Annotated in this window: 5 protein-coding genes; 3 read left to right on the top strand and 2 right to left on the bottom strand. The window is 68.5% G+C overall.

Features of this window, described 5'->3' with window-relative positions; genetic code table 11:
• Positions 1-101: 101 nt before the first annotated feature.
• On the top strand, positions 102-314 hold the full coding sequence (locus BMG523DRAFT_RS18520) for a hypothetical protein (protein ID WP_011436614.1): 213 nt from the start codon (positions 102-104) through the stop codon (positions 312-314).
• A gap of 187 nt (positions 315-501) precedes the next feature.
• Here the strand turns inward: BMG523DRAFT_RS18520 and BMG523DRAFT_RS18515 are convergent, their stop codons facing one another.
• On the bottom strand, positions 502-1,761 hold the full coding sequence (locus BMG523DRAFT_RS18515; RefSeq protein WP_011436615.1) for an epoxide hydrolase family protein: 1,260 nt from the start codon (positions 1,759-1,761) through the stop codon (positions 502-504).
• A 512-nt stretch (positions 1,762-2,273) separates the two neighbouring features.
• Positions 2,274-3,119 (bottom strand): isocitrate lyase/phosphoenolpyruvate mutase family protein, encoded by an 846-nt coding sequence (locus tag BMG523DRAFT_RS18505; protein WP_011436617.1) that lies wholly within the window; start codon positions 3,117-3,119, stop codon positions 2,274-2,276.
• A 336-nt stretch (positions 3,120-3,455) separates the two neighbouring features.
• Between BMG523DRAFT_RS18505 and BMG523DRAFT_RS18500 the strand changes: the two genes are divergently transcribed.
• Both BMG523DRAFT_RS18500 and BMG523DRAFT_RS18495 read left to right on the top strand, forming a co-directional pair.
• The gene (locus tag BMG523DRAFT_RS18500; RefSeq protein ID WP_035733326.1) at positions 3,456-3,872 is read left to right on the top strand and encodes a hypothetical protein; all 417 of its coding nucleotides are present in this window, start codon (positions 3,456-3,458) and stop codon (positions 3,870-3,872) included.
• Positions 3,873-4,319: 447 nt separating this feature from the next.
• Positions 4,320-6,539, top strand: a complete 2,220-nt coding sequence (locus tag BMG523DRAFT_RS18495) for an NADP-dependent isocitrate dehydrogenase (protein WP_043591775.1) — start codon at positions 4,320-4,322, stop codon at positions 6,537-6,539.
• Positions 6,540-6,613 lie beyond the last annotated feature (74 nt).

Here is a 6,613-nt window from a genome sequence, read left to right as displayed (position 1 = left end):
GGCCGGGATGAGAAACGGGCGGGAAACCGCGCGGACAAAGGTACCGGACCACGCGCCTAAAGCGAGATGCCACCGCGCCAGTCGCCTACCCTACACCGGCCGTGCAAAACCGATCGCATCACCCGACTTCCCTGGACACCGACGGTACGCACCAACCAGCGAACCGACCTTTCCTTATCCTGGGCGGCCCGGCCTACGACGCCCTGATCGCCTTCACCGCGGCCGAACATCAGGCGACTCTGATGAGTCTCGACCAGCGAGCCGCCGCCACCTACGAAGCCATCGGAATCACCGTGGGCCAGCTCGCCTCGTGATGACCGGCCGGCCCGGGTATCCGGCCGTGGTCGGGCAGAGCGGTGCGGATGAGGACCGGAAGATGTCTGGCGTGGGGCCCTACAGGTTCGCCGGCCGGCGCCGAAGGGTCGGTGGCCACGATCCCGGCATCGGCCGCGACCATCATGACCCACAACACCATGATCCAGCGACATCACGAATTAAAGATCAGTAGCGGCGGCCGCGGAAGGTACGCCGCAGGTCGTCGACCCATTGAGCGGGGATTTCCCAGGGAATGAAGTGGCCGCCGTGGTCGTGGGCGTTGAGGTTGACGTGGTTGTACCAGGCGGCGCGGTCGGAGTCGAGGAAGTTCTGAACCCGCTGGTCGGTACTGACGCCGGGTGGGTTTTCATAGCCGACGAAGGTGATGCCGGTGGGCGCCTCGATGGCTGGCTGCCGGTCGTGGGACGGGGTCCACGGGTAGCGGTTGTTGTTGGCGTAGGTGCGGATCGAGGTACCGATCGCGTTGGTCACCCAGAAGATCATGGCATGGGTGAGCAGGTCGTCTTTGGTGAAGACGGTCTCGATGTCGCCGCCGTTGTCGCTCCACTTCACCCAGCGTTCGAGTATCCAGGCGAGCATCCCGGCCGGGGAGTCGGACAGCCCGTAGGCGAGCGTGCTCGGGGCGAGCACGTGCGCGGCGAGGTGGACGGCGAAGCGCCTCTCCACGGCGACGATCTGGGCGTGGATGTCGTCAGGAAGGCCGTCGGGGATGGGCCGGCCGCCGCTGAGGTCCCAGGCCCGGTCGCCGTTGAACAGGGTGAGCTTCAGGCCGGAGCCAATGTGGATGGCGTACAGCTCGTCGGCGTACTTGTGCCCAAGCTGGCCGGTAACCAGGGCTCCGACGTCGCAGCCGGCGGCGGCGTACCTGTCGTAGCCGAGGGTCTGAGTCATGAGGGTGTGCCAGAGGTCGGCGACCTTCCAGAAGTTCAGGTCCGGGTTGTTCGGCAGCGGTACGGAGAACCCGAAGCCGGGAAACGAGGGGATGATCACATCGAATGCTTCGGTGGGATCGCCGCCGTACGCGCCGGGGTCGGCCAGCGGATCGATGACCCTGGACCAGTGCCAGAACGTCCAGGGCCAGCCATGGGTGAGGATCAGGGGGGTCGGATCGGGGCCGACTCCGGCCTTGCGCATGAAGTGCACCGGCACGCCTTCGACCTCGACCTGGTAGTGCTCGTAGGCGTTGATGGCGGCTTCGGACTTGCGCCAGTCGTAGCCGGTGCGCCAGTAGTCGACAAGTTCTTGCAGGTAGGCGCGGTTCACGCCGTAATACCAGTCCTCGTTGCCCGCATCGAGCGGCCAGCGAGTCAACTCCAGGCGCCGCTGGAGGTCGGCGAGCACGTCGTCGGGCACGTGAATCGGCGTCGGCTTCAGTGGGAACGGCCGGGTCTCGACGGCGTGCGACGGCGTGGTTTCGTGGCTCATCGTCGTCTCCTTGTTGTCGTCTCGTCATCATCGTCTTCGCATCATCGTCTTCCTACCGCCGGTCGACGTAACCGGTGAGCCGGTCGACGTATCGGGTGAGTCCGGCTCGGCCGGAACGACATCGCCGCGTGGGGATCGGGCGGGCGTGACCCGGGTAGGAGATGGCTATGTGGACATGGCTACGAGGGATGGCGGCGCGCCGCCGGGCCCATTCCCGTTCCGGGTCCGGGTCCGTGGACAGTTCGGCCTGGAACCCGTCCGGCTGGTGGTGGTGTCTCGACCACGGACGCGCGGAGAACCCGCCGGATGCGCCCGGTCATCGGCGCCTGGGTCCCTACGGCAGTGCCTCGGACGCCGAGAACTGGCGGCAGGGGTTGGACAGGCGCAACGAGGAATGGGACGAAGCGGACCGCCGATGGGCCGGGGACCGCTGACGGTGGTGCTGCCGGCACGGTCCGGTGGTCCTGTCGCCGGACCCGTACGGCCGTGAAGAGCGGCCGCCTCTGCCCGCGCTACCGCACCTCCGAGGACATCATCTGATTGGCCTGCGCATAGGGTGTCGCCTCGGCGGCGCATGAGAACGTACCTTCTTCGTGGATCTCCCGGGCCGCGCGCAGCACGGCCGCGAGAGCGATACGCGGCAGGAGGGAGCCGAAACTGATGCGGCGGACACCGAGCAGGCCCAGTTCGGTCACCGACGGGAACGGGGGCGGGCCCACCAGGACGTTCACCGGGCCCTGGACCCGCTTACAGACCTCGCGGATGGAGTCCGGGCCCAGCAGGCCCGGGGCGTAAAGCACATCGGCGCCGGCCGCCGCGTACGCCTGAAGGCGACGTATCGTATCTTCGAGATCGGGGTGGCCGTAGAGAAAGTTTTCGGCGCGTGCCGTGATGACGAAGGGGAAGGGCAGGCTTCGCGCGGCGGCGACCGCGTGGCCGACTCGTGCGACGGCGTCATCCAAGGCCAGGATCGGCGCCTGCGGTATTCCGGTGGCGTCCTCGATGGACCCCCCGACGGCTCCAGCCTCGGCGGCCAGCAGAACGGTCTTCTCGACGTCCCTGGGTGTCTGCGCGAAGCAGCTCTCGAGGTCGGCGGAGACCGGTAGCGGGGTTGCGGCGGCGATCGCACGGACGTTGGCAAAAGTCAGCGTGCGGTCGATCAGGTTCGCGCCGTCGGCCACACCGTGGCTGAAGGCCAGCCCGGCACTTGTGGTTCCGATGGCGACAAAGCCGGCCTGCGTCAGCAGGCGCGCGGTTCCGGCGTCCCAGGCATTTGCCATGACAAACGGACTGGCCTGCTCGTGTAGCTCACGGAATATCACCGCTTTGCGATGTTGCGCGGTCGTGTTGTCGTCCATCACATCAACTTTCCTGGGGGCAGTTGGGGCACCGGCGTGGATAGATGAGTTCTACGCGCTGGTCGACGGCCGGTGATGCGTCGCGGGTAGCGTCATCTTCGCAGGTGTCGCCTGCGGGTTTCGGCGCAACGCCGACATCAACGCGCCGCCCAGAATATTGCCGCAGGACGTGCGGTGAACGCGCGGGGAGGCATGGCATCGGCTGTGCCGACGAACCGCGAACCTCACTACCACGCCCCCTTTGGTGGGTGCGTAGGAGTCGGGATGCCCACCTTTCAGAGCGGGGAGGACGTCAGTCGCCAGCCCGGGACGCCCGCGGTGAGGGACGGTGGTTCTATGACCGACGACGACGATGACTGGGCCCCGCCGCCCGTGCCCCACGGCGACGGAGACCCGATAGCAGCCGCGGGCGAGGCGCTCAACGAAGCGGAGACCGCCCTGCGGACCTACGCCTGGATACCGGACGCGGACGAGGTCGATGCTGCCGCCGCCATCCTCCACCAGCTGGATTCCGGGCAGCATCGACCTGACGCCCCGGCCCGGTACCTCGTCCACCGGGCGCTGGACGAGACGTACCCGCAGCTGATCGCCTGGCGGCCCCGACCGCTGTACCTGTATGCGGCGGTGAAAACCGTGCAGCTTCTCGCCGCGGCACCGCCCACCCAGGAGCGTGACGATGCCACCCTCGTCGCCTGGGACCGCCTGACCGTCCTGCTCCGCGTCGTGTCCGCCACCGCGGGTGGCAGTAGCTGACATCTGCCCGGATCCGACATCTGCCCGGACCTGACACCTGCGCGACACCTGCCCGACACCTGCCCGCGCCGTCCCACCCGCACCCGGTGGCCGGCGACTGATCCGGAGGTGGCAGCCGCGATCGCCGAAGAAATAAGCTACATCGGCCCCCACCGCGGCGAGTCCGGAGGAGATGGTCGCGTTGCGTTTGGAGAGGTTGGCCCCGAAGTTGGCTCCTAGGTTGGCCCCGTGGACGGCGAGCCGGGCCGTCCGGAACCGGTCGGCGACCGCGTGCCCGGGTTGTCCGGAGCGTCACCGAGCCCCGCGCGCGAGGAGACCCGATATGGCGATCATGCTGGTCGGTGGGGTGCCGCTGCCGACAGCCCCGGCCCGGCGAGGACCCCGGTGGAGCGGGCGTTCAGGGCATACCTTGATACCCAGATGAAACAGACGCGAAGCGGAGTATCGGTGACTGACTCGACCATCATCTATACACACACTGACGAGGCTCCGGCCCTGGCGACGTACTCGTTCCTGCCCGTGGTCCAGGCGTACGCCGCGACGGCCGGGGTTAGTGTCGACAGCCGCGACATCTCCCTGGCGGGGCGGATCATCGCCAGTTTCCCCGAGGATCTCGAGGAGGCCCAGCGCATCGAGGACGCGCTCGCCGAGCTCGGTGAGCTGGCCAGGACGCCCGAGGCGAACATCATCAAGCTGCCGAACATCTCGGCTTCGATTCCGCAGCTGAAGGCGGCGATCGTCGAGCTGCAGAAGCGGGGCTATGCGCTGCCGGACTACCCGGACGACCCGAAGACCGACGAGGAGCGGGAGATCCGCGCCCGTTATGACAAGGTGAAGGGCAGCGCCGTCAACCCGGTGCTGCGCGAGGGCAACTCCGACCGCCGCGCCCCGGCCTCGGTGAAGAACTACGCCCGGACCCACCCGCACCGGATGGGCGCGTGGACACCCGACTCGAAGACGAACGTCGCCACGATGGGCGCCGACGACTTCCGCTCCACCGAGAAGTCCACGATCATCGCCGCGGCCGGCACGCTGCGCATCGAGCTTGCGGGTGACGACGGCAGCACCACCGTCCTGCTCCCGTCCCTGCCGGTGCTGGCGGGCGAGGTAGTGGACGCGGCCGTCCTGCGGGTGGCCGCGCTGCGCGAGTTCCTCACCGCGCAGATCGCCCGGGCCAAGGCCGAGGGCGTGCTGTTTTCGGTGCACCTGAAGGCCACGATGATGAAGGTCTCCGACCCGATCATCTTCGGCCACGTGGTACGGGCCTTCTTCCCGAAGACGTTCGCCACCCACGGCGCGACGCTCGCCGCGGCCGGCCTGTCCCCGAACGACGGGCTCGGCGGTATCCTCAAGGGCCTGGAATCGCTGCCCGAGGGCGCGCAGATCAAGGCCTCCTTCGCCGCGGAGCTCGCCGAGGGCCCCGCCCTGGCAATGGTCGACTCCGACCGCGGCATCACCAACCTGCACGTGCCCAGCGACGTCATCGTCGACGCCTCCATGCCGGCCATGATCCGTACCTCCGGCCACATGTGGGGCCCGGACGGCCGGGAGGCGGACACCCTGGCGGTCCTGCCCGACTCGAGCTACGCCGGCATCTACCAGGTCGCCATCGACGACTGCCGGGCGCACGGCGCCTACGACCCCGCGACGATGGGCTCGGTGGCCAACGTCGGCCTGATGGCGCAGAAGGCCGAGGAGTACGGCAGCCACGACAAGACCTTCGAGATCCCCACCACGGGCACGGTGCGGATCGTCGACCAGGCCGGCACCGTGGTGCTGGAGCAGGCGGTCGCCGCCGGCGACATCTTTCGCGCCTGCCAGACCAAGGACGCGCCGATCCGGGACTGGGTGAAGCTCGCCGTCGCGCGCGCCCGCGCCACCGGTGACCCGGCGGTGTTCTGGCTCGACGAGAACCGCGCCCACGACGCGAGGCTGATCGAGAAGGTCCGGGCGTATCTGCCCGGGCACGACACCTCCGGGCTGCGGATCGAGATCAAGGCTCCGGTCGACGCGATCGCGTTCTCACTGGAGCGGATCCGCCGCGGCGAGAACACGATCTCAGTCACCGGCAACGTGCTGCGTGACTATCTGACCGACCTGTTCCCGATCCTGGAGCTCGGCACGAGTGCCAAGATGCTCTCGATCGTCCCACTCATGAACGGTGGCGGCCTGTTCGAGACCGGCGCCGGCGGCTCCGCGCCCAAGCACGTCCAGCAGCTGCTCAGGGAGAACTACCTGCGCTGGGACAGCCTGGGCGAGTTCCTGGCGCTCGCGGCCAGCTTCGAGCAGTTCGCGCGGACGACGGGCAACGCGCGTGCCCAGGTGCTCGCCGACACCCTCGACCGCGCGACCGCCACCTTCCTCAACGAGGACAAGTCGCCCAGCCGCCGGCTGGGTGGCCTCGACAACCGCGGCAGCCATTTCTACCTGGCGCTCTACTGGGCGCAGGAGCTGGCCGCGCAGATCGGCGACCCCCGTCTCGCGGAGGCGTTCGCCGGTCTCGCCAAGACGCTCGCCGACCAGGAGAAGGCGATCGTCGACGAACTGATCGCGGTCCAGGGCTCGCCTGCCGACATCGGGGGGTACTACCAGCCCGACCCCGTCAAGGCCGCGGCCGTCATGCGTCCGTCGAAGATCTTCAACGAGGCCATCGCCAGCCTCGGCTGACGAGACCCGAGCGAGGGTCCCACGCCAAGGAGGGGGATCCCACGCGATAACGCGATGAGAGGAGGGCCCCGGCC

Origin of the sequence: Frankia sp. BMG5.23 (assembly GCF_000685765.2) — a bacterium.
GTDB lineage: Bacteria > Actinomycetota > Actinomycetes > Frankiales > Frankiaceae > Frankia > Frankia casuarinae.
Note: the sequence above shows the minus strand (reverse complement) of the source record. Positions and strands in the feature narration are given on the sequence as shown.